The 26,071-nt window shown below is 57.8% G+C and carries 22 protein-coding genes and 6 pseudogenes; 18 read left to right on the plus strand and 10 right to left on the minus strand.

The annotated features are described in order from the left end of the window. Positions 1-631, minus strand: a pseudogene (locus tag ACPYOI_RS24305) (transposase); the annotation flags it as partial. 109 nt (positions 632-740) lie between these two features. Between ACPYOI_RS24305 and ACPYOI_RS24310 the strand changes: the two are divergent. The 3 genes and pseudogenes from ACPYOI_RS24310 (at position 741) to tnpC (ending at position 3,087) form a co-directional block, all read left to right on the plus strand. After that, complete coding sequence (locus tag ACPYOI_RS24310) at positions 741-1,082, plus strand: transposase (RefSeq protein ID WP_481423451.1); 342 nt, start codon at positions 741-743, stop codon at positions 1,080-1,082. Then, the gene (gene tnpB / locus ACPYOI_RS24315) at positions 1,079-1,423 is read left to right on the plus strand and encodes an IS66 family insertion sequence element accessory protein TnpB (protein ID WP_481423452.1); all 345 of its coding nucleotides are present in this window, start codon (positions 1,079-1,081) and stop codon (positions 1,421-1,423) included. Before ACPYOI_RS24310 ends, tnpB begins: the two co-directional genes overlap by 4 nt. Positions 1,424-1,496: 73 nt before the next feature. Continuing rightward, positions 1,497-3,087 (plus strand): annotated as a pseudogene (gene tnpC, locus ACPYOI_RS24320) (IS66 family transposase). Between the two features lie 241 nt (positions 3,088-3,328). Here the strand turns inward: tnpC and ACPYOI_RS24325 are convergent. Both ACPYOI_RS24325 and ACPYOI_RS24330 read right to left on the minus strand, forming a co-directional pair. After that, positions 3,329-5,095, minus strand: a complete 1,767-nt coding sequence (locus ACPYOI_RS24325) for an ABC transporter ATP-binding protein (protein WP_481423453.1) — start codon at positions 5,093-5,095, stop codon at positions 3,329-3,331. Between the two features lie 119 nt (positions 5,096-5,214). Next, positions 5,215-5,457 (minus strand): hypothetical protein, encoded by a 243-nt coding sequence (locus ACPYOI_RS24330; protein WP_481423454.1) that lies wholly within the window; start codon positions 5,455-5,457, stop codon positions 5,215-5,217. A 624-nt stretch (positions 5,458-6,081) separates the two neighbouring features. On the opposite strand from ACPYOI_RS24330, the gene ACPYOI_RS24335 reads away from it, so the two are divergent. From ACPYOI_RS24335 to ACPYOI_RS24345, 3 genes are all read left to right on the plus strand, one after another. Then, positions 6,082-6,795, plus strand: a complete 714-nt coding sequence (locus tag ACPYOI_RS24335; RefSeq protein ID WP_481423468.1) for a YrbL family protein — start codon at positions 6,082-6,084, stop codon at positions 6,793-6,795. Positions 6,796-6,937: 142 nt separating this feature from the next. Further along, entirely contained in the window at positions 6,938-7,126 is a 189-nt protein-coding gene (locus ACPYOI_RS24340) for a hypothetical protein (protein ID WP_481423455.1), read from the plus strand. A gap of 81 nt (positions 7,127-7,207) precedes the next feature. Further along, the gene (locus ACPYOI_RS24345; RefSeq protein WP_481423456.1) at positions 7,208-7,705 is read left to right on the plus strand and encodes a hypothetical protein; all 498 of its coding nucleotides are present in this window, start codon (positions 7,208-7,210) and stop codon (positions 7,703-7,705) included. Here the strand turns inward: ACPYOI_RS24345 and ACPYOI_RS24350 are convergent. Both ACPYOI_RS24350 and ACPYOI_RS24355 read right to left on the minus strand, forming a co-directional pair. Further along, a complete protein-coding gene (locus ACPYOI_RS24350; RefSeq protein WP_481420136.1) occupies positions 7,694-7,834 on the minus strand; it encodes a hypothetical protein in 141 nt (46 codons plus the stop codon). The two genes, ACPYOI_RS24345 and ACPYOI_RS24350, sit on opposite strands and share 12 nt — an antisense overlap. Positions 7,835-8,246: 412 nt before the next feature. Then, entirely contained in the window at positions 8,247-8,495 is a 249-nt protein-coding gene (locus ACPYOI_RS24355; RefSeq protein WP_481420143.1) for a DUF982 domain-containing protein, read from the minus strand. 411 nt (positions 8,496-8,906) lie between these two features. Here ACPYOI_RS24355 and ACPYOI_RS24360 point away from each other — a divergent pair, with 411 nt between their 5' ends. The 4 genes and pseudogenes from ACPYOI_RS24360 to ACPYOI_RS24375 all read left to right on the plus strand — a co-directional run bounded on the left by ACPYOI_RS24360 (position 8,907) and on the right by ACPYOI_RS24375 (position 11,714). Beyond that, positions 8,907-9,158, plus strand: coding sequence for a hypothetical protein (locus tag ACPYOI_RS24360; RefSeq protein ID WP_481423457.1), 252 nt, complete (start codon positions 8,907-8,909; stop codon positions 9,156-9,158). Further along, entirely contained in the window at positions 9,109-9,510 is a 402-nt protein-coding gene (locus ACPYOI_RS24365; RefSeq protein ID WP_481423458.1) for a hypothetical protein, read from the plus strand. Before ACPYOI_RS24360 ends, ACPYOI_RS24365 begins: the two co-directional genes overlap by 50 nt. A gap of 56 nt (positions 9,511-9,566) precedes the next feature. Continuing rightward, positions 9,567-10,535, plus strand: a complete 969-nt coding sequence (locus tag ACPYOI_RS24370) for a phosphate acetyltransferase (RefSeq protein WP_481423459.1) — start codon at positions 9,567-9,569, stop codon at positions 10,533-10,535. Positions 10,536-10,539: 4 nt separating this feature from the next. Beyond that, positions 10,540-11,714, plus strand: a pseudogene (locus tag ACPYOI_RS24375) (acetate/propionate family kinase). 315 nt (positions 11,715-12,029) lie between these two features. Here ACPYOI_RS24375 and eutB read toward each other — a convergent pair. After that, positions 12,030-14,318, minus strand: a pseudogene (gene eutB, locus ACPYOI_RS24380) (ethanolamine ammonia-lyase subunit EutB). 30 nt (positions 14,319-14,348) lie between these two features. Between eutB and ACPYOI_RS24385 the strand changes: the two are divergent. Continuing rightward, positions 14,349-14,525, plus strand: coding sequence for a hypothetical protein (locus ACPYOI_RS24385; RefSeq protein ID WP_481423460.1), 177 nt, complete (start codon positions 14,349-14,351; stop codon positions 14,523-14,525). A 12-nt stretch (positions 14,526-14,537) separates the two neighbouring features. On the opposite strand, the gene adhP is transcribed toward ACPYOI_RS24385, so the two are convergent. Both adhP and ACPYOI_RS24395 read right to left on the minus strand, forming a co-directional pair. Further along, positions 14,538-15,560 carry an alcohol dehydrogenase AdhP gene (adhP, locus tag ACPYOI_RS24390; RefSeq protein ID WP_481423461.1) on the minus strand — a complete coding sequence of 341 codons (1,023 nt, stop codon included), beginning with the start codon at positions 15,558-15,560 and terminating at the stop codon, positions 14,538-14,540. Between the two features lie 474 nt (positions 15,561-16,034). Beyond that, positions 16,035-16,223, minus strand: a complete 189-nt coding sequence (locus ACPYOI_RS24395) for a hypothetical protein (protein WP_481419454.1) — start codon at positions 16,221-16,223, stop codon at positions 16,035-16,037. A gap of 939 nt (positions 16,224-17,162) precedes the next feature. Here ACPYOI_RS24395 and ACPYOI_RS24400 point away from each other — a divergent pair. The 3 genes and pseudogenes from ACPYOI_RS24400 to ACPYOI_RS24410 all read left to right on the plus strand — a co-directional run. Beyond that, entirely contained in the window at positions 17,163-19,673 is a 2,511-nt protein-coding gene (locus ACPYOI_RS24400; RefSeq protein WP_481423462.1) for a glycogen/starch/alpha-glucan phosphorylase, read from the plus strand. Between the two features lie 280 nt (positions 19,674-19,953). Further along, positions 19,954-22,416 carry a phosphoketolase family protein gene (locus tag ACPYOI_RS24405; protein WP_481423463.1) on the plus strand — a complete coding sequence of 821 codons (2,463 nt, stop codon included), beginning with the start codon at positions 19,954-19,956 and terminating at the stop codon, positions 22,414-22,416. A 32-nt stretch (positions 22,417-22,448) separates the two neighbouring features. Next, positions 22,449-22,590: pseudogene (locus ACPYOI_RS24410) on the plus strand (helix-turn-helix domain-containing protein); the annotation flags it as partial. A gap of 301 nt (positions 22,591-22,891) precedes the next feature. On the opposite strand, the gene ACPYOI_RS24415 reads toward ACPYOI_RS24410, so the two are convergent. Both ACPYOI_RS24415 and ACPYOI_RS24420 read right to left on the minus strand, forming a co-directional pair. Next, positions 22,892-23,425, minus strand: a complete 534-nt coding sequence (locus tag ACPYOI_RS24415) for a GXWXG domain-containing protein (RefSeq protein ID WP_481423464.1) — start codon at positions 23,423-23,425, stop codon at positions 22,892-22,894. 108 nt (positions 23,426-23,533) lie between these two features. Then, on the minus strand, positions 23,534-23,833 hold the full coding sequence (locus tag ACPYOI_RS24420) for a DUF4142 domain-containing protein (RefSeq protein WP_481423465.1): 300 nt from the start codon (positions 23,831-23,833) through the stop codon (positions 23,534-23,536). A 21-nt stretch (positions 23,834-23,854) separates the two neighbouring features. Here ACPYOI_RS24420 and ACPYOI_RS24425 point away from each other — a divergent pair, with 21 nt between their 5' ends. The 4 genes and pseudogenes from ACPYOI_RS24425 to ACPYOI_RS24440 all read left to right on the plus strand — a co-directional run. Continuing rightward, entirely contained in the window at positions 23,855-24,706 is an 852-nt protein-coding gene (locus tag ACPYOI_RS24425) for an extracellular catalytic domain type 1 short-chain-length polyhydroxyalkanoate depolymerase (RefSeq protein WP_481423469.1), read from the plus strand. Between the two features lie 24 nt (positions 24,707-24,730). Next, positions 24,731-24,931: a hypothetical protein gene (locus ACPYOI_RS24430; RefSeq protein WP_481423466.1), complete on the plus strand. Its 201-nt coding sequence runs from the start codon at positions 24,731-24,733 to the stop codon at positions 24,929-24,931. Positions 24,932-25,572: 641 nt separating this feature from the next. Continuing rightward, entirely contained in the window at positions 25,573-25,860 is a 288-nt protein-coding gene (locus ACPYOI_RS24435; RefSeq protein ID WP_481423467.1) for a hypothetical protein, read from the plus strand. Then, positions 25,841-26,071: pseudogene (locus tag ACPYOI_RS24440) on the plus strand (hypothetical protein); the annotation flags it as partial. The gene ACPYOI_RS24435 and the pseudogene ACPYOI_RS24440, both read left to right, overlap by 20 nt.

A 26,071-nucleotide genomic window follows, 5' to 3' on the forward strand; every position in this document is an offset into this window, starting at 1 on the left:
AGCGACCATCGGGCATTGGCCTTCGCTTCGACCAGAAGCGGCGCACGCGTGCCGACAGCACGGCGTCTGGCTTTGCGCTTGCGGACAGAAAGCCCTTCCTCCCGATACAGCCGATAGATGCGATTAACGCCGGACGGCTCTCCGTCCCGCCGAAGCAGGACGAACAGCCGCCGGTAACCGAAACGCCGACGCTCGTTGGCAAGGTCACGCAGCCTTGCTCGCAACTCGGTCTCCGGCGGTCGGTTCGACTGGTAGCGGATCGTCTTGCGATCGGCGGATATGATCTGGCAGGCCCGCCGTTCCGAAAGACCCATCACAGTCTTCAGATGCGCGACGGCGTCACGCTTGGCGGCGGGCCCTACCATTTTTTTGCAAGAAGCTCGCGAAGCGCGGCTGAATCCAGCATCTGCTCGGCCAGCAGCTTCTTCAGCCTCGCGTTCTCGTCCTCAAGCGCCTTCAGCCGCTTCGCCTCGGAGACTTCCATACCGCCGTATTTGGCTTTCCAGTTGTAAAACGTCGCTTCCGAAATTCCGTGCTTGCGGCAGAGGTCGGCTGCCTTCGCACCAGCCTCCTGCTCCTTCAGCACCGCAATAATCTGCTCTTCCGTAAATCTCTGCTTCGTAAGCGACAAGCAGACCCCATCTAGCGGCGGTGGCGACTAGTCCGGTATTTCAAGCAGACGAATTCGCGAACAGTGAGGTTCTATGTCTGCGCCTAGGTCTGAAACTAGAACCTTCCACATGATCGAGGCGGTACCGGAGCGGCTTGAGGGTGCGCCACGACAATTTCGGCGTCGTTGGTCCGATGAATTCAAAGAGCGGGCAGTGGCTGAGGCGATGGAGCCCGGCGCTAGCGTGTCGGCGATTGCGCATCGCCTGGGGATCCATCCTTCACAGTTATTCACTTGGCGTCGTGATGCTCGAAACAGGCAACAAGTTTGGTCACGAGATCCGGCCATAAAGGTTGATGAGAAGTCTGTTGGCACAATTGAGGTGGTGGTTGGCAACGTCGTGATCCGTGCCGATAGCGATTTCGATGAGGTCCATCTGCAGCGAGTGCTCCGAGCGGTGCGCTCGGCATGATCCCGTCGAGTGTAAAGGTGTTTTTGGCGAGCCATCCGATCGACTTCCGCAAGGGGCCGGACAGTCTACTTTCGTTGGTGCGGGATGCCGGCAATGATCCATTCAATGGTGCCCTTTATGTCTTTCGGGCCAAGAGAGCAGACCGGGTCAAGATCGTCTGGTGGGATGGCTCTGGCGTTTGCCTTTATGCGAAGCGGCTGGAGAAAGCCCAGTTCTGCTGGCCGCGGGTCGGGCACCACCGCGTCCAGCTCAATCATGCTCAGCTTCTGGCTTTGGTCGACGGAATGGACTGGAAGCGGGTTCGATCTACGCCGGTCAAACCTCCCGAGATTGTTGGGTAAAAGCGCTGCGGCGAAGTGAATCAGCGGTCTGAAACTACGGGCGGATCACGGCAAAATATGCTCTGATCAGCCTATGACGCCGCCCGATATCGAGCTCCCGGATGATGTAGAGGCTCTGAAAGCCATGGTCCTTGCCATGGCCGAAAAAGCAGCTCGCGTCGAGGCCTTGGAGAAACAGGTCGACGATCTCGAGGCCCGAAATGCAGACGCCGACGAGCGTATCGAGCGGCTCACGCAGATCCTGAGGGCCTTCGATCGGGCCCGCTTCGGCCGACGCTCGGAAAAGCTTGCATCATCCACCGTCGATGACGAACAGCATGCCTTTCTTCGAGGAGATCGAGACCGGCATTGCGGCAATCAAGGCTCAGGTTGCGAAAGGCCGCGGCAGTGCGGATAGCAAACGCGCATCGCGACCTCGCAAGGGCTTCGCGCCGCATCTTGAGCGCGTCGAGGTCGTGATCGAGCCGGAAGTCTTGCCAGAGCACGCGGGCAAGACGAAGATCCTGATCGGCGAGGACGTCTCCGAGCGGCTGGATGTCGTCGCAGCGAAGTTCCGGGTCATCGTCACGCGCCGTCCGAAGTACGCCTTTAAGAACGAGGATGGCGTCATCCAGGCGGCGGCTCCGGCCCACATCATCGAAGGTGGCATTCCGACGGAAGCACTGCTGGCCCAGATCGCCGTTTCCAAATATGCTGACGGCCTGCCGCTCTATCGCCAGGAAGCCATCTACGCCCGTGACAAGGTTGAACTCGATCGCAGGCTGATGGCCCAATGGATGGGTAAGGTGGGGTTTGAGCTCGACATCCTCGCCGACTACATCCTGAACGAGATCAAGAAGGCAGAACGGATTTTTGCCGACGAAACGACCTTGCCGACACTCGCGCCGGGGTCCGGGTCGGCGAAGACGGCGTGGCTATGGGCATATGCCAGAGATGACCGGACGTTTGGGGGCAGCGGTCCACCGATGGTGGCCTATCGCTTCGAGGACAGTCGAGCCACCGAGTGCGTCGCACGACACTTGAGCGGCTATCGTGGAATCCTGCAGGTCGATGGGTATGCCGCCTACAACAAGCTCGTCCGGAAGGATGGAGGCAATGACAGCGCCACTCTGGCTGGCTGCTGGTCGCACAGCCGGCGGAAGTTCTACGAATTGCACGTCGCAAACAGCTCGAAGGTCGCTACAGACACCGTCCAGCGGATGGCAAAGCTGTGGGAGATTGAGGAGACCGTTCGGGGTCAAAGCCCTGAGGCTCGTGTCGCCGCACGTCAGGAGATCTCCGCAGCGATCGTCAGTGACCTCTTCACTCTCTGGCAGGCGACCCTGCCGCGGGTCTCCGGCAAATCGAAACTTGCAGAGGCTCTCCGTTATGCCATCTCGCGTCGCGACATCTTCGAGCGCTTCCTGACAGACGGTCGAGTTGAGCTCGACTCCAACATCGTCGAGCGGGCAATCAGGCCCCAGGCCATCACGCGCAAGAACTCACTTTTTGCAGGCAGTGACGGTGGCGGCAAGACCTGGGCGACCATCGCGACGCTTCTGCAGACGGCAAAGATGAACAACGTCGATCCGCAGGCCTGGCTAACGCAGACGCTTGAACGCCTTGCTAATGCCTGGCCCAGCACCGAAATCGAAGCCCTCATGCCGTGGAATTACGCCGCCTGAACGGCATCGGCTTGTCGCTTACTCTGCTTCTTCATTCGTCCGTCCTTTAATAGGCCGGAACTCTAATCCATTTTGGAGGAAATTCTCAGTGGCAGGTCAAAAGGAACGAAACACTCGGTTCGGCCGTCCGGCCGCGAAGTTCCCTTCGTCAAGTATATATCTGCTGAGGCCGAACATCGTCATTAATGACGAAATTAGTGAGGTAATTTCAGCGCTTCGTCGAAATTCTCGAATGCGCACATTACGCAATTTCATGAGCTGCGAAAAGTTTTCTATAAAGTTCACTTTCCGTCTCAAGCGACTCATGTGTCCCGACGGCGACGATCTGTCCCTTGTCGATCAGGATGACTTTGTCCGCATCCAATATTGTAGATAGTCGATGCGCTACTGTCAGAGTCGTCTTGCCACGGGAGAGTCGATCAAGCGCTTTCTTGATGTTTTTCTCTGTTTCTCCGTCGAGGGCAGACGTGGCTTCGTCCAGCAGGAGAACAGGGGCATTCTTCAAGAAAGCTCTAGCGATGGCAATTCTCTGTCTTTGCCCGCCGGATAGATTGCCCCCGTTGTTTCCGACATCGGTATCCAGTTGCTGAGGTAGCTCAGACACGAATTCCAGAGCTTGAGCGGCGGACAACGCCGCAACAATCTCATCCTCGGTTGCATCCAATTTACCGAACGCGACGTTCTCGCGAACGGACCCTGAGAACAGGAATGTGTCTTGTGCAACATACGCGACGGAATTCCTCAAGGACCGAAGTGATGAGGCAGAGATATCCTGATCATCGATCAGGATCATCCCTGAACTCGGTCTATACATGCCCATGATCAAATTGATGATTGTGGATTTTCCGGCTCCAGATCTTCCAACTATCGCAACGTGTTCGCCTGGGAGAACATCAAACGTCACATCGATCAGAGTTGGAGCCGACGCTTTCTTGTAGGAAAACCCAACCGATGCAAATTGGAGCTTGCCGCCGTCAACAGCGAGATGGGTGCCTATCTCATCCTGTTCGACCTCTCCATGGTCGAGCACTTCAAAAAGCCGCCTTACTCCGACCATTTCTCTTTGAAGTTGGACATTCAAGTTTGCGAGCCTTCTGGCCGGATCATAGGCCAGGAGAAATGCCGTGATGAACGCCATGAACTCCCCTGGAGTCTTCCCATTATCGAGAGTTTGCCATCCTGCATAAAAGATAAAGGATCCCACGATGACGCCAGCCAGAATATCGAACATTGGTCCTGTCAATGACGATACTTTTAGGAGCCGGTTCTGGCGATTTTCCATCTTGTCCACGGACGAGCCGATCCGCTTGTCCATTATCCGTTGAAGGTTGAAGGATTTCACAACCCTTAAGCCCTGTAGCGCTTCGACACCAAGCACATTTAAGCCAGCCATCATATCGGCCTCCGATTGACTTAAGCGCTTAGTTTCTTTGATGACGACGTAGACCCCCCAGATGATAACCGGCGCTGCCAAAAGAGCGAAAACACTCATGAATGGATCTTGGAGAACCATCACGACAACGAGTGAGATCACCGTGAATAGATCGCGGACTAGATTGGTTGTTACAGTGATGATCGCGTTCTTCGCGGCGCGGGCGGACTGAATAACCTTGGAAACAACTCCTCCAGGATGTCTACTGGAGTGGTCGAGCACGCCCATCCTGATGAGCTTTTCAAATTGGAGTCGCTGCAATTTTGCGGTGATCGAACTACCAATTGATCCCATCAACACTGTTTGAAAATATCCCGCCAGCCCCTTCGTCAGAAAGGCAAGCATGATCGCAGATCCGATCATCCAAACGGCAACACGATCATTGTTTACAAAAATCCTGTTGACCATAGATTTCGACAGCCAGGCGATAGTGCCGGTAGCGACGCCTACCATCAACATGCAGACTATTGCTATGAAGAATTTTGCCTTGTGCTCAAGGCCGAAGTCCATGATCAACCGCTTCCCCAGCGCGATTGTTTCGCTTCTAGAGACTTTAACCTGGCTCTTCTTGGTCATTTGCCCAGATTTTCCTAGTTCTGTTCGGGCTGCTTCTATTCGAAATGCTTGAGCGTCGCAACCTTGCCAATCCTTACCGAATCTGCCCACTTGTACCTTCCGAACGATGAAATCAGTTGCTATGCCTTCGGAGCCGATGTCAAATAGGTCAGAACAGCTGCCATCTCGCCGGGGCTGTGCAGCGGACCGTTGTGGACTGCGTTAAGAATGGTGTCACGCTGTAGCCAGATGATTTCTTCAATTTCCGAAGAAAGTCCCAGCGCAGGCTGGCTCTGCAGCGTTACCAAGAAATTTACTTGGCTCGAGATTTTGCCACGATACTCCATTTTGAAACTGTTCAGCGGGCGGAAATCCGCGCCCACTGGGTCCGGCAGTCCTATCTCTTCGCGAAGCTTTCGCTATAGAATTCTAATAAAGTTCCGCTGATCCGTTATCTCCTCGCCGCCTCCCGGGAGCTCAAGTGCCCCTTGTGCATAGGCTTCATTCAAAGCTCGTCTTGCAAGCATGAGCCTGTCTGCGAAACCAAGCAATCTAGCGGTGATGCGGCGCTCGCTGGGCTGAGTACCCTAAGCGGGAGCAGCGTCACCACCGCACCAGATGGTCGGCCCGTCAGGAACGTATCGGAAATCGTACTGGCTTGACGCTCCTCCGGTGAGGGTCGTTCACCGCTGGCGTTTAAAAGGAAGACTCGCCAAGCCACATCAATGACGACCGGCGTTCGGCGAGCGTCCAGTCCGCTAATTACAGACAAAAAGAGACCCCGCGTGCTGTGGAGAGTGGGTGCGGGGTCAGGTCGCCGGTGTGGCTGGCTGGATGCGCTGGCGGGCGATGCCAGAGAGAAGCCCCGCCGAAGCGGCCGCTCCTGCCGCCCTTAAAGTGTGACCAGTGAGGCAACTGAATAGCAGAAAGTTGTGAGCCCTCCAGTCAAAAATGCACAATTAGCAAAACGTGATAGATTTCATTTCAGTTGGCGCTTATCTTCAAGAATGCTTCGTATAACTCTATGCGGAAGTAAAAGTGAGCGTTGCGAATGCTGCCACCGAAATTGGACGCCAGCGACATCATTGCAATTGAAGACTGCGTACTTGGCAAGCGGCACGGTTAAGCTGGTATATCGCCATCCTAATTGGGAGAATGCTGTTGTGAAGATTGTTCGCCCCGAGTTGGAGGATGGAAAAGGACAGTTCGCAACGCATAACTCACTCAAGAGACGACGTACGATTGGAGTCTATCGGGATTTCGCCCGGGAAATCTCGCAATATCTTGCGCTTTGTCGCAGAAATTACAGTACCGGCAATTTCAGTTTTCCAGTAGCTACGCCGCTTGGATTTGTTCCAACAGATCGAGGCCTTGGCCTTTTGAGCGAACGGATATCCGGCACTGATGGCGGATTGGCGCCGTCATTGCGCTCGATTATCCAGCGCGGAAAATTCTCGACTGTCCATGTCGATGCGCTGCAGCGTTTCTTCGATGATTGCTCCCGTCTTCATATTGTTTTCGGGGAGGTCAATTGGGCGGGTATCGTGTTCACGACGAGCCGGACGGGAGGCCCCGAGTTTGTCTTGGTCGACGGTATCGGAGACAAAAACCTACTTCCGTTCAAGTCCCTGTCGTGGCGCCTTAACGATAGGCGAGTTCGCGAGATCCAGCGGCGTATCGCGGAGAGAATTTCGCGATCAGGTCGCGGGGTCTTAGCTTAAATCGGGAGGTGCGATGATGAATGCAAAATTTATCTACTTTGGCATCGCCGCCATGTATATAGTCATATTTCTTATCGCTATTTGACCTTCAGATTTCTGTCAGCAAAGAGCTGTAAGTGTCCACGGTCACAGAGAAAGACCGATGAACACGTCCGATGCCAAAGCAAAAAAGATTGTCGGTCTCGCCTTGGATGGCAAAGTGAACGAGGCCAATCGCGCCTATGCCGAAGCCATTGCAGAAGCTAGCCACCGTAGGACGCGTAGACGCGGCATAATTTATTCGGCTCTAGCCCTCGTAGGAATCGTGTCGCTTGGGGCCTATCTTTCCTGACAAGTCAGGAATTGATTCTTGGCTGTTCTATTTCTCATCTGCTGAAGCTCGGCCCCGGAAATTACCTTCAGGTTTAGAGGCTTGGTTCAGACTGATGTTCAGCAAGTGGCAGAGTTCTTCTGCCTCATCCCTCCGGAGCCCCTTGAGTGGCATCCCGGGAGGCATCTCGGCAAACAGACTGGTGTGAGAATCAAAGACATCCCAGCCGGTCAGCAAATTTCGCGTCAAGTTGTATCTGTTGGTGCTCATCGGACAATCGAACGCCGTCTTGGATTGTTTGTTCCAAGCAAAAAACTCTTTCAACCGGAGAACGAATATGGAAACGATGAAGGTCAAGCCGTGGTCCAAGGATCAGGGAGATCATGTGCCATCAACAAGGCTGATTTCGATCCGGATATCCTGCTCGACCTCAGAAGCGGATCGACCGAATCGAGCGTCAGCGGCGGCTGCGCGGACACGTCCGGAATAAAAAATGCCCCAGCGCAGGGCCGGGGCGAAATGGAGAAGTGGAGTACGCTGCTACAACGCAACGGAGCGCTGCATGTTCCCCTGGAGCCCGCCTCACGTTCAGTCGAATAGCCCGAAAAGGATCAGGAGATCGATGACGATACTCAAGGCCATTCCGATCGCGCCGGCCGTCAGCAGTAGCCATACGGGCCACATTGGCTGGCTCGGCGGCTCCCTCGAAGGATTTCCTCGATCTCTCATTGCCCTCTCCAGACATGCGTCGTGAGGAGGTTGGCACGACCAGGCTCGTCCAAAACGTGCCGAAAATGGCGAGCCCTGTCGCACACCACAGTGGAGGGTCAATCGCAATGGGCACCGGGGTGGTTGGGTGCTGTGTTGGGGTAATAGCACCTGAACAAAATAAGCAGGTAAGCCTGCTCATCAATGATCCTTTTGGATTACAAGAGCCCCTGCTAAAGCACCGGGGCTCGCCTCTAGATAGGCGAGCCCCGGCCGCGTCAGATGGTCCGCCGAACTCTGCAGCGTAGAACTCGGTCTGGTTGTCCAGCGCGACCGAGTTCAAGGTCAGATTGCCAGATCTTTTTTCGCCGTCAAGGCGCATTCTAAAGCGCCGCAGTCCAGCCAAAGAAGCGTAACAGCCTGCAAGAAACGATCAGTACCGTACCCCGAAGCCAGCCTCTCTGGCGGCGGCAATAAAAGCGGCTCGTGCCACCTCGTGGGTCATCCGGTTGTCGAGCGCGGCTAGACAAACTTCCTGTGCCCGAAGGAAAGCCTGGCCGGACGTGATGGGCCAGCTCGATGCTAGCAATGTCAGGGCTGCCCGTGTTCCTGTGATGACTTCGAACCGCGTACCGGGCCGCAGTTGCAATTCTACAATGGTGGCCCAGTGGCCGTCGTCCATAACCGCACCTCGTGAGACGATGAGGGGTTAACAACGGCGGCGCTGTTCGGAAGTTCCAGACTTCAGCCAAAACCGGCTGTCATCCGTGAGCTCTTGGTTCGCATGTCGTGGACGAAGAAAAAGCAGCGGTCGGCTCTCCTATCCCAGCAAGACCGGCCACGATATCATCCGGGGATGCAACACCCGACTGAACGAGCAGGATGGCCCTGGACAAAGCAGTCCGGCCGCATTCGGATTGGGGATCGACGTGGTTTGTCTTCAGCCAGTCACTGAGCGCGGATGTTGCAAGCTCTAGTACGATACCGGACAATCAGGTTTGTCGAGGCCTTTGATAAGGCGTAGTCTGCGACCTGGAACGGCAATGGGCGTCAGCCGCTCCCGCACAATCTGCTCTCGCCCTGGGAGCATGAAATGTCCAATCGCAATGCTACGGCTAATTTACTCATTGCCGCACTCGATGATGAGACAGCTTCGGCAGTCATCGAGGCGTCCGAGCGGGTCGATCTCTCCGTTCACTACCAGTTGGAAGCTCCGAAGAGGCCTATCAGCCACGCCTATTTTCCAGAGTCCGGCGTCGTCTCGATCATTACCCACGCCAGGTCACCTGGAAGGCTTGGCGCGCAGCCTGCTCTACGTCGCCATGGCCAATGGTGCAGCCGATGAGCGTGGATTTGCCGCCATCCGCCGGATGCGGCGCGCCGAGGACGGAATGCCGGCAATGACGCTGGCGGAGTTCAAGACCTTGATCCGCGACCAGTTCCTCATGCTGCTGATCGACGAAGAGGCTGCCGTGAGTGCGACCCCACGGCTGTTGCCGGCAGAGGAGAGTGTTCGCCGCGAGGCCTTGTCTTCCCTCCGTGAGGTCTTGAACGCGGGGGGCGCGCTTTCCGGCGAAGCCGAACAGCGTTGGCAGAGGATTGTCGGGGTCTTCGGCCTTTCCGGAGAGTCGCTGCCGGAACCTGTCTCGCCGCCGGCGAAGACCACACCGGTGAAGGTTGTTCGCCGCACGAGCTGACCAACAAGATGCTGAAGCCGAGGGCCTGAACCAGCCCTTCAACATGGAGTGTGAAAATGCAGGATTTACATGACGTTGGGAAAGAGGCCGTGCCGCATCAGAAGTATGAGCGGCTGATCGCCAAGGCCAAGCAGGCTCCTGTGATGACGACCGCCGTCGCCCATCCTTGCGACGAGACATCGCTGCGCGGGGCTGTCGAGGCAGCCGAGGTCGGGCTGATGCGTCCGGTCCTTGTCGGGCCGGCGGAAAAGCTGCGCGCGGTCGCCAAGGCGCATGACCTCGATATCTCGCCATTCGAGCTGGTCGACACGCCGCATAGCGACGCGGCGGCGGCGAAGGCGGTGGAGATCATCCGTGAAGGCGGTGCTGATTTGTTGATGAAAGGAAGCCTGCACACGGATGAGCTCATGCGGGCCGTGACTTCGTCGGCCACTGGGCTGAGGACGGCGCGGCGGATCAGCCATGTCTTCGTAATGGATGTCCCGCACCATTCGGAAACGCTCTTCATTACCGACGCGGCCATCAACATCGCGCCGGATCTCGATGCCAAGCGCGACATCATTCAGAACGCCATCGATCTCTTCACCCAGGTCGGCCTTGGCACGCCACGCGTGGCGATCCTTTCGGCGGTTGAGACGGTCACGTCGAAGATCCCTTCGACGATCGAGGCCGCTGCTCTTTGCAAGATGGCCGAGCGCGGACAGATAACGGGCGGCATCCTTGACGGACCGCTTGCCTTCGACAATGCGATCGATCCGGAGGCCGCGCGGATAAAGGGCATCCAATCGCCGGTCGCTGGCCGCGCCCAGATCCTCGTCGTTCCCAATCTCGAGTCCGGTAACATGCTGGCGAAGAACCTGACGTTCCTGGCGAAGGCGGACGCAGCCGGCATCGTCCTTGGTGCGCGCGTGCCGATCATCCTGACATCGCGCGCGGATTCAGTGCGGGCGCGCCTTGCCTCCTGCGCCGTCGGCGTCCTGCTGGCCGATGCGCGCCGCCGCACGGCACCGATACAGGGAGGATGATGCCATGGACACCATCCTCGTCGTAAATGCCGGTTCCTCCAGCCTGAAGTTCGAGGTCTTCGCCATCTCGGGTTCGCTCACGCGACTGGTCAAGGGAAAGATGGAAGGGATCGGCACCGCGCCGCACCTGGCCATCAAGGGTGCCAGCGGCGAGCAGTTGGCGAATGAAAACTATCCGCACGAGGCCCTTCCCGATTTGCCTGCAACGATGCGCCTCGTGGGCGAATGGCTGCGGGAGCGGCACGAGGGCCACCTGATTGCCGTCGGCCACCGGATCGTCCATGGCGGCCCGAACCACATGCGCCCGGCGCGCATCGACGAAAACCTGCTGCACGAACTGGAGCGCTACACGCCGCTTGCGCCGTTGCACCAGCCGAGCAATCTTGCGCCGATCCGCGTGCTGCTGGAGCGCCAGCCGCAGTTGGCTCAGGTCGCCTGCTTCGATACCGCCTTCCATCGCGGCCATGATCCGATGGCTGACCACTATGCCATTCCCGCGCACTATTTCGAAGAGGGTGTCCGACGCTATGGTTTTCACGGGCTGTCCTATGAATATGTCGCCGGAAGGCTGGCCGAGATCGCGCCGGACGTTGGCGGGGGACGCGTCATCGTCGCCCATCTCGGAAGCGGCGCGTCCATGTGCGCGCTCTTTGAGGGGCGAAGCGTCGAGAGCACGCTCGGGTTCACGGCCCTTGATGGATTGCCGATGGGCACGCGATGCGGCCAGATCGATCCCGGTGTGCTGCTCTATCTGCTGCAGCAGCAGGGCATGACGCCTGCGCAGTTGCAGGATCTGCTCTACAAGGAATCCGGGCTGAAGGGACTTTCCGGCATCAGCAACGATGTGCGCGATCTGCTTGCCAGCGACGACCCCGGCGCGACGCTGGCGCTCGACCATTTCGTCCACCGCATCAGCCTCAATGCCGGCATGCTGGCGGCAGCGCTCGGCGGACTGGACGCGTTTGTCTTCACGGCTGGCGTCGGGGAAAATTCGCCGGTGATGCGCGAGCGGATTGTCAAAAAGCTCGGCTGGCTTGGAGCGTCCCTCGATCCGGCGCGGAATAACGCCGGATCGAGTTGCTGGTGTCGAGCGATGACAGCAAGGTCGCAGTCTATGCCGTGCCGACCGACGAGGAACTGATGATCGCACGGCACACGTTCGCGCTTATCGCCGCTTGACTGGATTGCGTTGGACGCGGGGAGCAAGGTCTTGGATGAGAAAGGGGCGGATTATGATTCCGGAGGGCGCGCCGGGTCAGAGCCTTCTTCCCCTGAAAACTTCGCGCAGACCGTCGCGGAGGCTCAAACTCCGACTTCAACGATATCCGCCAAAGGCGGACTATCGGGTAGCTCTCATGACTGAATGGCTCTCCCAAGTTGTCTGGTCGCTCATCCTTCGGTCGTCACAGCGCGCATCGAAATCGGTCCGAAAGTGCTTCTATGGCGGCCGCTTCAGGGGTTGCGGCGACACGACCTAGTTCGTCCCCTTCGGCGCTATGTCCGATAGCGCCGGCTGCCGTTCACGTTCTTACCGACGATTTCTCGGATGATCATCAAGGTTTCCATTGCCGCTTCCCTGGGCGGCAAGGCGGTGTCGGCGACATTGCTCACAAGCTTTGTAATATCGTGGTCAATGCCCTTCTCGGACCAACGCCTGCCACTGGCAACGGTGATGTAGACCGAATAGGCGTGGTGCATGGTGCCGGGACGTTCGCCTATGATGTGAAGAACGCCTCGCAAGCTGTTGGGGTCCGCGTTTTCGAAGAGCAGCTCGCCGATCCTGTAGCCGGCCCGCACCCTTCCGCCGGTGACAAGGATATTCCTGTCGCTCATTGGTACGTCCGCCTCGGCAAGCAGCCCGCGCATCTCCTCAAGGTAGGGTGCGAGATGTCCGTCGTCCATGATGGCCTTGGCGTTCAGGCCGTCCGAGATGACGATCTGACCCTTGGGCAGATTACCCCCCCAGGAATCCCTTAGTCTTTTGATGTCCGCGATCGCTCCCGGGCTCAGTGCTTCGCCTGACGTTGGATGGGCGATATAGTCGTTGCGGTCCCGGGACAAGCTGCGGATTGGAACGACATTGGGAACGGCGGCAATGAACTCGGGCGAGAGCTCGGCCCAAAGAGACTGCTTGGCATCATCATAGAGCCCCCTGACCTTGGCTGCGAGCTCGGGGTTGAGATCCCAGATATTCTCGCCGTGCCCGGTGGCGAGGTCGACGCCCCTCGCCGCCACCTCGCTCATCTTCTGCCGGCCCTCCGCGTAGACCGCGTCCCTGGACCGTGCGTCACCCTTGGCGAGGCGGTATTGGTAGTACACCCAGAGAGGATCGCCGTAGTTCGTCGTGTATTTGTCGTTCTCGTCAACGATCCCGATTCGCTTGTAAAAATCCCACATCACATCATTGACCTTGAAGCCGAATCTTTGCCTCAACCGAACATGGTCCTGGAACGACGTCGTGAGATAGCTCAACATCGGATCGTTCTTCGTGGGCAGCGCGATGAGATAGACCGGATTGGCCGGCATGATCTGGTCCTGGCACCAATCCAGATCGTCCAGGCTGACCGTCATGTGCAGCGTCGTGCAGATATCGAGGCCGATGGTCAGCCCGTGGAGCTTGCCCATAGCGATGTCTTCGAGACAGCACCGCACCAGTTGCTCGCGGCTCTTGAAGACCTCGGGCCCGATGAAGCCGGCGACATCGTTGACGTGAAGCCAGGCGCCCATCGGCTGCACCTTTGCAAGCTCCAACCCGACCGCTCTGCTGAAACCATATTTTCGGGACTCGAGCACCATCATGTCGACGCCGTTTGCGACGCCGTTGGTGAATTCCGAGCCTTGGCCGGTTTCGAAGTAGAGGCCGTATCTCTCGCCCTTCTTCGCGGTCGCATATTTCAGGATCTTGTCGTTCGTGATGTCGAAGATCTTGTTGCAATCGTCCGTTCCAGCAAGGCTTTGGAACATCGTAGCAACGGTTGCCGGGTAATGTTCGCTCACCTCGGCCTGAACATCGATATGCGCAAGCACGCACCAGGGGATCACGTCGCCCAGCTGGAACGTATCGACGATGTCCTTGAGCGCCCGTTCGACCGTAGCGACGCTTGCAACTGTGCTGTCCACGGGATTGGTTCCGATGACGATGTCGCCGGTCGCGTAGGAAAAGGCATCGAAGACCTGCCAGACCACATCGTCGGGATGATCCGTGGGAGAGTTGGGCTGGATGCGGGCCCCCATATATCCCTTGGCCCCCATTTGGGTGCCCGGCAGGACATTGAAGATTTACTGACCCAGGACAACAAGCTCTTCATTGCTCATCAGTTTCGGCACGCAGCCGATCGTATCGCTGGTCAGGCCATTCATGACGCCCTTGATGTCGACCTCCGACCGGGTCAGGAGAAAATCCTTCAACTGGCCCATGGTCCAGTCCTTGACCTTTGCATACTGGGACTGGTCGGTGGTCTGCCAGATCAGTCGTTGCAGATCGTCCTCGAACAGAGGGTTCTCGTAGAGATCCTTGATTTTCGTGTTTGTCAGCAATGCGCGGGCATTCTTCCGTGTTGTCTCATCCGCGGCCCCGACTCCAATGGCACGATCTCCCTCCTTGAAGTCATTCGCCGCGCCGATCACCTGCTGATAGACTGTCCGATCAAATCCTCCGGTTCTCCTGCTGACATAGGCAAAGACGTCCTCGCCCGGCGCGACCGCTTCGATCACAATGTCTTCCCGGTCGGCAGCCCTTGCGGAATTGCTGTAGCTCGCAAGTGCAGTGGCCGCGCCCATCATGACGAGCAGCTCTCTTCTGGAGAGCCCTTCATGTCCTTCCGAGAGGCCTTTGTGCATGGTTATCTCCCTGTTGTCGAAGACCTACTCTGCGATCAGTTCAGGCTGGCATGGTTCAAGGACATGCAGGAAAAGTCCCAAGCGGTTTTGCGCCCGGAAATGCAGGAAAACAATGAAATAGAGCGTTTCCGCGACGAAGAAGCGCTCTAGGCCGCATCGCGATCAGATCTTCATCACAACCCGGCCGTCGATCTTGTTCTGCCGCATCCGGTCGAATATGCCGTTTATGTCATCGAGACGCTCGGTCGAGTAGTGAACCTTCACCTTCCCGTCGCCCGCGAACTGAAGGCATTCGGCCAAGTCCAGCCGGGTGCCGACAATCGAACCTCTGATGGTCTTGCGGGTTAGGACGGTATCAAAAATGTCAAGCTCGAACGAGCCTGGCGGCAACCCGACGAGAGACATCGTGCCGCGCTTCGCCAGCATGCCAAGGCCTTGCCGGAAGGCCACCGGCGAGACCGCCGTGACAAGCACTCCCTGGGCTCCTCCGCAAAGCCGACGAACCTCGGCCACGGGGTCGGCCGTCTTGGCGTTGATGACGGTGCTGGCACCCATTTTTCGGGCCAGCTCGAGTTTGTCGTCGGCTATGTCGACAGCGATGACCTCGAGGCCCATTGCCTTGGCATATTGAACCGCCACATGGCCGAGCCCGCCGATGCCGGAAATCACCACCGTGTCGCCGGGTTTCGTGTCCGTCTCCTTCAACCCTTTGTAGACGGTGACGCCGGCGCACAGGATCGGGGCCGCCGCTTCAAAATCAAGTCCGGCGGGCAGATGGCCGACATAATCGGGGTCCGCAAGCACATATTCGGCGAACCCGCCATTGACAGAATAGCCGGTGTTCTTCTGCAGATCGCACAAGGTCTCCCAGCCGGCGAGACAGTGCCGGCAATGTCCGCAGGCCGTGTGAAGCCATGGCACACCGACGCGGTCGCCCTCTTTCACCGCGGTCACTCCCCCGCCCACGGCGACGACGGACCCTACGCCTTCATGGCCCGGGATGAATGGCGGACTGGGCTTCACCGGCCAATCTCCGTCGGCCGCATGCAAGTCCGTATGACAAACGCCGCAAGCTTCGATCTTCACAAGGATCTGGCCCTGACCGACCTCGGGGATCGGCACCTCCTCGATGGACAGCGGCTTCTTGAACTCCCGCACGACGGCGGCCTTCATCGTCTTTGACATTGTGCCCTCCCTTCGGTGATGCCGACGAATGCTGACACTTTGTTCGGGTGACGCCCACCCACTATGATTGAATGAACCTGATAAAGGATCGAAAACGACATGCCACGCCCCTTGAGGTTGCAATGCCTTGATGAGCTTGAACCGGCGTAGTGGCTGCATAGACCGGCAAGCATTCACTCCCAGCAGTCATAGTGCACATCGCGGGAACCGACGTCAATTGGGAAGCCGCTGCGGGTGTCGTCGCGAGCCTTTATCATCGCCAGCTTCGCAATCGCCCGTTGGAATTCTTAACCATCTGTATCAACTGCGAGAATATCAGAAACGGAGTTAATGCCGTATACATTTCCGTCATCCGTACGTTGATTTTCCGCTCCACTGACTGCGATAGGGATCCAGTATCGATAGTGGGTGATCGCCGCCAATGATGAGGCTGCGCCTAATACAACATCATTCACTTCCGCAACTCGTCAGTCTTTACATCACCGTTTCGACGTCCTCCATTTGTAAGGCTTCAGCATCTCCAGAAGTCCGGCCCGGCCCTAATGTTTCGGGCTCCTTGGAGAGCGGCAGCATAAGGTCGTGGTGCAGCGATTTCTCGCCGCGCTGCCGGATCGATTGAACGAGTTCGTGCTGGCGGCCTTCCTCCAGGGCACCGTAATACATCTCCGTCGTGCGATAGTGCTCATGGCCGAGGCTCTGCTTAGAGCCTTTCGCTCGTCGGCCGTGGCCCCCAATCCGCGATCATCTGGGCAATGGTCGAGCGGATGGCTTGGGGTGTGAAACGTTGCACGCGAGCGCGATCGGCCGCGGGCGCAAGGATCTTTCTCACAGGCGGCTGATGAGAGAAATTCGAATGTCTGTTGCGGACTGCCTGGCCATCGGTGCTGGAAGGCGCGGGGAAGAGCGGTGCGTTACCGTCGGCACCGGACGAGCGCAACTCGCTGATCCAGTCCAAGACGATCTTAAAGAGAGCGCCTCGCGTCCTACCCCGGCTTTGGTCCTGCCAGGCTCGCATTGGCCGCAACGGCCTTACCGTCCTCCACTTGCGTTTCGGCCCTTCGGGTGAAGGGACGTGACTTTTGGTCACAAGCAGAGGGAACCATGTCCTTGCTCTTTTCGCCGAAAGGTCAATTACCTGCATCAACTTCTCCGAGCCCGGCACGCCGCGCAGCCCCTATGATATTGTTCTTGAGTATCACACCGACGGAAGCCGACTTGGATCGATCAGATAGAAGGACGGGAGAAAACACGCTGACGACATGACGCGATTGGCTGCGCACGGCCTTGAGAAACGACATCTCGGCGTGCCCCTGCGATCATATCTGATGCACCCGCACCGCACATTATATAAAGCTAATTCAATTATTCTTGTCAAACACATACCCGCCAATTGAAGATGACGGGCAACAGGTTTATCTTTTTCTGACCATAGCCCACTTCGGAGCTTGAGCCGAAATGCTGGTATCATTGACGACTAGAATTCCGCTAACGCGGCTTGCCAACATGGCGCGACCAGCGTGCTCGAAACCTGCTTTATTTCGCTGACGAGGGTGCAACGTCTTGACGACGTTGGGAAGCAACGAATATCGGGGAACAAGGGGCATGACTAGCAAACCCACGAGCCTTCCGACTGGCCTTCCGCAGAACGATGCGCCGGAGGATCTCCTACAGCAATATGGTTGCGGGCCGATTCAATTCTGCGGCGGCGACAATGCCCTCTACGAGCGCCATCTGCTCTTCGACAACGTGCTCGCCCCATCCGCGGTTGGAAACCGCGAGCGGTACGAAGCTATGGCCCGCTCCGTTCGCGATATCCTGTCTCAACGGTGGCAGCAAACCGAAGAGACCTACAGCCGGGAAAATCCAAAGCGCATTTATTATCTCTCGATGGAGTTTTTGATCGGCCGGTCGCTGAGCAACAACATCCTCAACCTGCGGCTCGATGCGATCGCGCGTCAGTTCCTCGAAGATCACCAGTTGGACGAGTTGGCAATCCTGGCGCAGGAACCGGATGCTGGTCTCGGCAATGGCGGACTCGGACGGCTGGCGGCGTGCTTCCTGGACTCCATAGCGTCCATGCAATTGCCCGGTATGGGGTACGGACTGCGGTACGAATACGGCATCTTCAAGCAGACGATCGTAGATGGTTGGCAGTTTGAGCAGCCCGACAACTGGTTGCGCAGACCCGATCCCTGGGAGGTCGCGCGCCCCCAATTGGCGGTGACGGTCGAGCTCGGATGCTCCTTCGAGGTGCGTGGCGGGAACTTGAAAGCAATCACCGGCGCACCATCGACGCTGCTAGGCATACCCTATGACAGACCGGTGGTCGGGTATGGCGGCAAAACCATCAACACATTGCGGCTTTGGGCGTCCGCCGCCCCCGACAGTTTTGACTTCCAGGAGTTCAGCGCCGGAGAGTTCGTCAGCGCGTTGGCCGAGCGCCTGACGGCGGAGACCGTCACTCGCGTCCTTTATCCAGACGATTCCACCAGCATGGGCCAAGGCCTGCGCTTCGTCCAAGAGTATTTTCTGGTCGCATGCTCGCTGGCGGATCTTATCCGTAGTTTTCGCACGAACAATCGCGACTGGAATAGCCTGCCCGACAAGGTCGCGATCCAGCTCAACGACACGCATCCCAGCATGGCCATTGCCGAACTGATGCGCGTCCTGCTCGATGAAGCTCAGCTGGGCTGGGACGAGGCCTGGGACATCACGAAGCGCACGCTCGCCTATACGAATCATACCCTGCTTCCCGAGGCACTGGAGAAATGGCCGCTCCGATGGTTCGAGATGCTGGTGCCGCGTCAACTGCAGATCATTCTGGAGATCGATCGCCGGCTGAGAGACGAGGTGATGGCGCGCTGGCCAGGAGACAATCACCGTGTCTCACGGATGAGCATTGTCGAACATGGCGACAGTCACCTCGTCCGGATGGCGCATCTCGCGATTGTCGGCTCCCATAGCACCAATGGCGTTGCCGCGATACACTCAAGGCTGTTGCGCGACGTGACGGTGAAGGATTTGGCGGAACTGTATCCGGACCGTTTCAACAACAAGACAAACGGCATCACGCCACGACGCTGGATGCTTCTATCGAATCCGGGGCTTGCCGATTGCATCACCGACGCCATCGGCGACCGCTGGATTACGAAAGCCGACGATCTTGAGAGGCTGAAGCCGCTTGCCGATGACGGCGCATTCGTCGACGCAGTCCGCGCTGCCAAGCGCCACGCGAAATTGCGTTTTGCGGATTGGCTGAAATCGCAAGCGGGCATCCAGGTTGATCCGGATACGATCTTCGACTGTCAGATCAAGCGCATACACGAATACAAGCGGCAACTGCTCAATGGGCTGAGGATTGTGGCGCTCTACAACCGGCTTCGCGAGAACCCGGATATCGCCATGCCGCCCCGCACTTTCTTCTTTGCCGGAAAAGCCGCGCCCGCCTATCACGTGGCAAAGCTCATCATCAAGTTTCTGAATAATCTTGCCGATACGATAGATGACGACCCCGCGGTGCGTAATCGTCTCAGGGTCGTATTCCTGCCGGAATACTGCGTCTCGGTGGCGGAACGCCTGGTTCCAGCGAGCGACGTATCGAACCAGATCTCTACCGCCGGATTTGAAGCCAGCGGCACCAGCAACATGAAATTCATGATGAACGGCGCTTTGACCCTCGGCACCCGCGACGGCGCAACCATCGAAATGGCCGAGGCAGCAGGCGAGGGGAACTTCTTTCTCTTCGGATTGACCGCGGAACAAGTCGCCGCGAGCCAGGGCTGGTATAATCCCTGGTGGCATTATGAGAACGAGCCGGAGACCCGCAGCGTTCTGGACCTGATCTTGTCGGGTCATTTCTCTCGTCACGAACCTGCGCTCGTCGACGGGATGCGCAATATACTTCTGGCCGGCGGTGACACCTACAGGCACTTGGCGGATCTCACCTCCTACATGGAGGCGGATCGTCGGCTACAATCACTCTACGCCAAGCCGGACGCCTGGACGAGGAAGACAGTCCTCAACATCGCAAGTTCAGGGAGGTTTTCCAGCGATCGCACGATTGCGGAATATGCAAACTCAATTTGGAACGCCGAGCCCTGCCCGGTTTCGTAGGGAGGCGGCCGACGGCCGGCAGAAAAAGCTACACGGCAAAGCGGCGCTCGTTTAGTTTTTTGTGGCACCAGCTTAGTATTATGCAATACTAAAACACGAGATTTGCATGTATGGGCGAGGCGTTGCCTGCTGGAAATCTGTCTAGAGGCAGAGCTACCACCGAATATTCCAAGACTGCATGCTTCATGCGCTACTGCGTAGCTTCTATTTCGTTGAGCTCGCATCTGGAATCTTTGAAAATCGTTCTCAATAACAGTCCGACATCATCAGGGAGACTTCGATGGCTTCGCTTGAGACGGCAGTTAGCAGGCAATCTGCAGCAGACGGTACCCGAACAGAAAAACCCCTATCGACCGACGAACTTCATCTGGTCGATGCCTATTGGAGAGCTTCCAACTATCTTTCGGTCGGTCAGATATACCTGCTCGACAATCCACTTCTGAGAAAACCTTTGAAACGCGGACACATAAAGCCGCGCCTGCTGGGGCACTGGGGAACATCTCCGGGCCTGAACATGCTCTATACGCATCTAAACCGGGTCATCAAGCGCGACGACCTCAACATGATTTACGTGATTGGCCCGGGCCACGGCGGACCGTCGCTTGTCGCCCACGCCTACCTGGAAGGAACCTATAGCGAGGTCTATCCGAATATCAGCCAAGATAAGGAAGGCATGAAGAGACTGTTCAAGCAGTTCAGCTTCCCAGGTGGGATACCGAGCCATGTCGCGCCGGAAACGCCCGGCAGCATTCACGAAGGTGGAGAGCTTGGATATGCCTTGAGCCACGCTTATGGCGCAGCCTTCGACAATCCGGACCTGATCGTTGCCTGCATTGTCGGCGACGGTGAGGCCGAGACAGGCCCGCTGGCGACCGGATGGCACGGCAATAAATTCGTCAATCCAGCCCGCGACGGCTGCGTTCTGCCGATCCTTCACCTCAACGGATACAAGATCGCCAATCCATGCTTCCTCGCCCGCATCCCGAAGGAGGAATTGCAGAAATTCTTCGAGGGCATGGGCTATAAGCCCTATTTCGTCGAGGGGCATGATCCTGACAAGGTTCACCAGCAGCTCGCCGGAACTCTCGACACTGTCATCGCCGAAATCCGGGCGATTTGGGACGATGCCCATACGAAGGGCAAGGTCAAGCGGCCCGCATGGCCGATGATCGTCTATAGAACCCCGAAGGGATGGACTTGCCCGAAGGAGATCGACGGGAAGAAATGCGAGGATTACTGGCGGTCGCATCAGGTCCCCATGGGCGAGATGGACAAGCCGGAGCACATTCGCATCCTCGAGCAATGGATGAAAAGCTACCGGCCCGAGGAGCTCTTCGAGGAGGATGGACGGTTCAAGCCCGAATTGGCTGCGTTGGCGCCCACAGGCCATCGCCGGATGAGCGACAATCCCAACTCCAATGGCGGCCTGCTGCTGCGTGATCTCAAGATGCCGGATTTCCGCGACTATGCCGTGGAGGTTCCCAGCCCCGGTGCGACGATGGTGGAATCGGCCCGCGTGATGGGAAAATTCCTGCGCGACGTGATGAAGGCAAACCTCGGAAGCAAGAACTTCCGCCTGTTCAGCCCTGACGAGAACAACTCCAACCGCTGGCAGGACGTGCTCGAAGTCACCGACCGCTGCTATATGGCCGAGATCTATCCGGAAGACGATCATCTTTCGCCCGATGGCCGCATCATGGAAGTTCTCAGCGAGCACCAATGCCAGGGATGGCTGGAAGGTTACCTTCTGACGGGTCGCCACGGCTTCTTCTCCTGCTACGAAGCCTTCATCCACATCATCGACTCGATGTTCAACCAGCATGCCAAATGGTTGAAAGTCTGCAACGAGATCCCGTGGCGACGGCCGATCGGCTCGTTGAACTATTTCCTGAGCTCCCACGTCTGGCGGCAGGATCACAACGGCTTCAGTCACCAGGATCCCGGCTTTATCGACCACGTCGTCAACAAAAAGGCCGACGTCGTCCGCGTCTACCTGCCGGCGGATGCCAATACGCTTCTGTCGGTGACGGACCACTGCCTGCGTAGCCGCAACTACGTCAATGTCGTCGTCGCAGGCAAGCAGCCCGCGCCGCAATGGCTGACCATGGAGGAGGCCGTCAAGCATTGCACCATGGGCCTTGGCATTTGGGAATGGGCGAGCAACGATAATGGCAGCGAGCCGGATGTGGTCATGGCATGCTGCGGCGATGTTCCGACTCTCGAAACACTTGCCGCGGTCCAACTGATCCGTGAACATCTGCCCGAGCTGAAGGTGCGCGTCATCAATGTTGTGAACCTGATGAAATTACAACCGAAGGAAGAGCACCCTCACGGACTGTCGGACCCTGATTTCGATGCACTGTTCACCAAAGATAAGCCGATCATCTTCGCTTTTCATGGCTATCCATGGCTGATCCACCGGCTCACCTACCGCAGGCACAACCACCACAATCTCCATGTGCGCGGCTACAAGGAAGAGGGCACGACAAGCACGCCCTTCGACATGGTGGTCATGAATGAGCTTGATCGGTTCCATCTGGTCGAGGACGTCATTGACCGGCTGCCGCAGCTCGGTGCTCGTGCCGCCTATTTCAAGCAGGCACTACATGCCAAGCTGATCGAGCATCGCGAGTATATCGAGCAATATGGCGATGACATGCCTGCAATCAGCGGATGGAAGTGGGGCTTGAAGGGCGGCGGGAACGTAACCCGCAAAACCTCGACGGAAGCTGACAACATGTAGAAAGACCACGAAAGCCAGATGCTGGTCCAGACATCGACGTCACGACTGCCGCCTTCCGCGTGGGTTACGAAAGCTCGTCGCAGTTCAGTCGCGAATATCGCCGCCACTTTGGAGAATCCCGGCGCGCGACGTAGCCCGCTTGCGCGCTTCGCCGGCTTGGCAGTGGTAGCTTGAGTCCAGCTCACCGAAATCGGCGCATTGAAGTTTAGTACAATACCAGAGGATGACCAACGAGAACGCATTCGAAAGGGCGCGCTTGCGCTATCGTTCTCCCTGACACCAAAAGCCGGTCCCCTCTGGGCCCCAGATCGTAACAACAGGGTCAGCGGTTCGACTCTCTTCAAGAGCAATAACAGCTCCGACGCCAGGCGCTGCCTGCCTTCTTAGGGCAGGTGCGGGTCGGCCTTTCTCCAAAGGCGAGCACGCACCACCACAAAGCGGCCGTCCGGCGTCTCAAGGAACGGCTCGCCCTACGTCAAGAGCCGCCTCCGTCCATCGCTGGGGCGACTTTTCGCAACCGAAAGAAATACCTCCGATCATCTCCGTCGACGACCATCATCCCGGCGACTTCGCTGTGGTCGACGCGCCTGAAAAAGTCGGTGATCGGCTGGCGGTCGTAGACCATCGCGGCGGTTTCCGCGCCGTCGATCATTCGAAGGGCGAGCATCGCCGTGGTGCCGCGGGCGCGGAAGATCTTCTGAAGGTACGAGAACCAATTCCGGGCGACGGAGGTCCGGCCGAAGGAGGCCAAGCGGATCACTGTCGTGATGGGGAAGAAGGACGGTTCGATCGGAACCAGCCGGCCCGGCCGCCACTGGAAGAGCAGGGCGTCTGCCTTCAAGTCGAGGTGGAACCGCTTGCCGAACCACTGAAGGTTCTCCAGCACGCCATCGAGCGGGTGATCCGCCGCGATCCCTTCGCCGCGCCAGAGGCCCACCATCTCTTCCGGGAGCACGGGATCGAGCGTCTGAAACCACTTGCGTCTCGCCTTCTGCAGATCTGAAATCATTCCGCACCTCCGGTCCGGTAATGAGGACAGATCACGAGAGTTCCGGAACGATCATAATGAAGAAGGCCGGAGTTCGCTCCACCCTTCTGGACGATGTCTGCAAGACGATCAGCCGATCTTCGACTTCAGCATGTCGAGATGGTCGAGGTGTTCCTTTATCTGACCGCGGGCGAGCTTGGTGCCGCTGAGGTGCTCACGGTTCTGTCCGATCGTCAGGTAGTCCTCCCGGATCGTCAGCAGCTTCTTGTGGCCGTCCAGCTGGGCGGTCACGTATGCCTTGTCGAAGTCCTTGCCGGGCGCTGCCTTCAGCTTGTCGAGCGACGACTTGCCTTCGGCGTCGAGCATGGCTCCCACCTCGGATTCGGTCGGCGGCTTCAAAGCGCCCTCGGCCTTGCCGTCTGTTTCCATCGATTCTGCTTCAACTGGTTTCTGCCAGGCGATGCGAAACGCGATGCAGGCGAAGCCCTTTCGATCCGCCAGATGATCGAGACCATGGTGAAGAGATACGGATTGGACAGAAGCCGCATTTTCATAGTCGGACTTTCTGCGGGTGGTGCGATGTCATCAGTGATGTTGGCCAGCTATCCTGATGTCTTTGCTGGCGGTGCCATCATCGCCGGATTGCCCTATGGCAGCGCGATGACCATGCCCGAAGCATTCGATCGCATGCGTGGCCATGGTGGGCCAAGCGAAAAAGACCTGCAGCAACTGGTACGCGATGCATCGCCTCACCAGGGAAATTGGCCGACGATTTCGGTTTGGCACGGTACTGCCGACAGCATCGTCAACATATCGAACATGGAGACGATTGTCCGCCAGTGGGCAGGACTTCACGGCGTCAAGACAACAGGCTACGTCAGCGAGCGTGAACAGGGATATCTGCGCAAAGTCTGGCATGGCGCGGACGGACGGGAGCTCATCGAATCCTACGCAATCGATGGCATGGGCCATGGCACGCCTTTGGCAACCAGCGGCTCGGACGGCTACGGCAAGCCCGGCCCCTATATGCTGGAAACGGGGATATCCTCCACTTTGCGGATTGCAACGTTTTGGGGCCTTGTAGACGCTGCGCGTCGTCGGGACGATACAGCAGACACGCGGACCGAAGATTACATCCACGCGGGCGAGATTCTCATGCCCGGAGCGCTCACCGATGACAGTGAGGCTGAAAATGAGGCGGATCGATCAAACCGTCGTCGGCATGCAATAGGGAACGCCCAACCCGCCGGTATCCAGAAAATCATCGAAGACGCGCTCCGCGCCGCGGGGCTGATGAAATAAGCTCAAAGTCCGTCGCATGCTTGAATGCGTTGCCCCCCAGTCCATGCATTGCGGTCCGCGACGACCATCACCGGCGGCCACATCACGGCTACGTTAGTCGCGATCGGCGTGACCGCTACGCTCACCATGAACACGTTCGCCGCGGCTACTACCACGGATATCGCGGTTATCACGAACACCGCCATGGCTACCGACGCCACAGCGGTGGGCTTTGGTACCCAGTAGCAGCTTTTGCGCTCGGCGCAGTTATCGGTGGGCGATTAACCACCGCTAGGCTGGCTATCTCACGAACAGCATATCTGCTGCCTTGGTTTTATAAGGCTCCCTCGCGGACGTTTTTCTTACCCAAAAGGAACCAGAATTGAACCGCCAAAACTTCTAGCGGCTCCGTAAAGGAGACCCCGGCATAGGGTTGGCTGTGGGCTGTTTGCCGGGTCTCCTAGGTGCCGTGTAGGGGTTCGCGGGTCCTTACAAATTGATGGGCGAATGTCGATCGAGCAATAGCAATGAACCGGCAAGGATAGCCTCCGGTAAATATCGACCGGATGTGTTCCCGTCCGAGACGTGCCGGCGTGAAGCTGCCCGCTAAATAAAAGGGCCGCATCACCCCAGCTGCGGCCCCGTCTCTTCAACAATGCGGCGACTGAATACTATAACTGCCGCGCTAGCACGCTAGCATAAGCAATAGCTAAATCTTACTACTTCTTTTGGGGTGATTTTACAATTGGAGCATTCTAATGCAGGTCGTTAACCGAGCAAACGAATTCACACGTTCTCTCGCCAGAGTCCTGACCCAGGAAGGCGGCTATTCCAACAACGCGAAGGACCGGGCGGCGCGACATTGAAGGGCGTCACGCAGCGCGTCTATGACGAGTATCAGCCAAGCTTTCCCTCCAGCCGGAGTCGGCCCTCGATACTTCCGCGTCGGCGAAGCCGATGCAGCCGCCGCCAAGCCTGGACACCGCGGTCTCAAAACTCAGGGGGTACGCGTGCTCGGCTGGAAAAACAGTGTCGCCACGAGCCTGCCGTTCAGTCGTCCTATCGAACGTCAGCCTTTCGCGATGCTGCGTCGACCATATGCGAAGCGCAAGAGAGACGAGTTGCAGGATGCCCTCGATCTGAAGGTGGCGGTCAATGCTCAAGCTGCTGCCTGAATGGCTCAAGATCGGCGCGGGAGCGGCGTTGGGCCCTCTCGTCGCGGTCTACCCTGCAATCCTCGTCGGGCGCTCTGAGGGACGCCAGCAGGCCGCGACCGTCGCGCTGGAAGCCGCGGTGAAGCGCTTGGCCGAAAAGGAAAGATCAATGGTCAAGTCTCTTCTCTTGATGCTGCCGCTCTGTGCAATGATTTCGGGCTGCCAGACAGCG

The sequence above is a fragment of the Rhizobium sp. SVR5-2C genome (assembly GCF_056755115.1).

Bases quoted from the DNA above. Each gene is read 5' to 3' on its own strand.
- ACPYOI_RS24435 (WP_481423467.1), top strand. From the start codon at position 25,573: ATGACGAGTATCAGCCAAGCTTTCCCTCCAGCCGGAGTCGGCCCTCGA.
- ACPYOI_RS24405 (WP_481423463.1), top strand. From the start codon at position 19,954: ATGGCTTCGCTTGAGACGGCAGTTAGCAGGCAATCTGCAGCAGACGGT.
- ACPYOI_RS24310 (WP_481423451.1), top strand. From the start codon at position 741: ATGATCGAGGCGGTACCGGAGCGGCTTGAGGGTGCGCCACGACAATTT.
- ACPYOI_RS24430 (WP_481423466.1), top strand. From the start codon at position 24,731: ATGCGTTGCCCCCCAGTCCATGCATTGCGGTCCGCGACGACCATCACC.
- tnpB (WP_481423452.1), top strand. From the start codon at position 1,079: ATGATCCCGTCGAGTGTAAAGGTGTTTTTGGCGAGCCATCCGATCGAC.
- ACPYOI_RS24385 (WP_481423460.1), top strand. From the start codon at position 14,349: ATGTCCTTCCGAGAGGCCTTTGTGCATGGTTATCTCCCTGTTGTCGAA.
- ACPYOI_RS24325 (WP_481423453.1), bottom strand. From the start codon at position 5,095: ATGACCAAGAAGAGCCAGGTTAAAGTCTCTAGAAGCGAAACAATCGCG.
- ACPYOI_RS24420 (WP_481423465.1), bottom strand. From the start codon at position 23,833: ATGGAAACAGACGGCAAGGCCGAGGGCGCTTTGAAGCCGCCGACCGAA.
- ACPYOI_RS24340 (WP_481423455.1), top strand. From the start codon at position 6,938: ATGAACACGTCCGATGCCAAAGCAAAAAAGATTGTCGGTCTCGCCTTG.
- ACPYOI_RS24415 (WP_481423464.1), bottom strand. From the start codon at position 23,425: ATGATTTCAGATCTGCAGAAGGCGAGACGCAAGTGGTTTCAGACGCTC.
- ACPYOI_RS24395 (WP_481419454.1), bottom strand. From the start codon at position 16,223: ATGTATTACGGTGCCCTGGAGGAAGGCCGCCAGCACGAACTCGTTCAA.
- ACPYOI_RS24400 (WP_481423462.1), top strand. From the start codon at position 17,163: ATGACTAGCAAACCCACGAGCCTTCCGACTGGCCTTCCGCAGAACGAT.
- ACPYOI_RS24360 (WP_481423457.1), top strand. From the start codon at position 8,907: ATGTCCAATCGCAATGCTACGGCTAATTTACTCATTGCCGCACTCGAT.
- ACPYOI_RS24350 (WP_481420136.1), bottom strand. From the start codon at position 7,834: ATGAGAGATCGAGGAAATCCTTCGAGGGAGCCGCCGAGCCAGCCAATG.
- ACPYOI_RS24370 (WP_481423459.1), top strand. From the start codon at position 9,567: ATGCAGGATTTACATGACGTTGGGAAAGAGGCCGTGCCGCATCAGAAG.
- ACPYOI_RS24355 (WP_481420143.1), bottom strand. From the start codon at position 8,495: ATGGACGACGGCCACTGGGCCACCATTGTAGAATTGCAACTGCGGCCC.
- adhP (WP_481423461.1), bottom strand. From the start codon at position 15,560: ATGTCAAAGACGATGAAGGCCGCCGTCGTGCGGGAGTTCAAGAAGCCG.
- ACPYOI_RS24335 (WP_481423468.1), top strand. From the start codon at position 6,082: ATGCTTCGTATAACTCTATGCGGAAGTAAAAGTGAGCGTTGCGAATGC.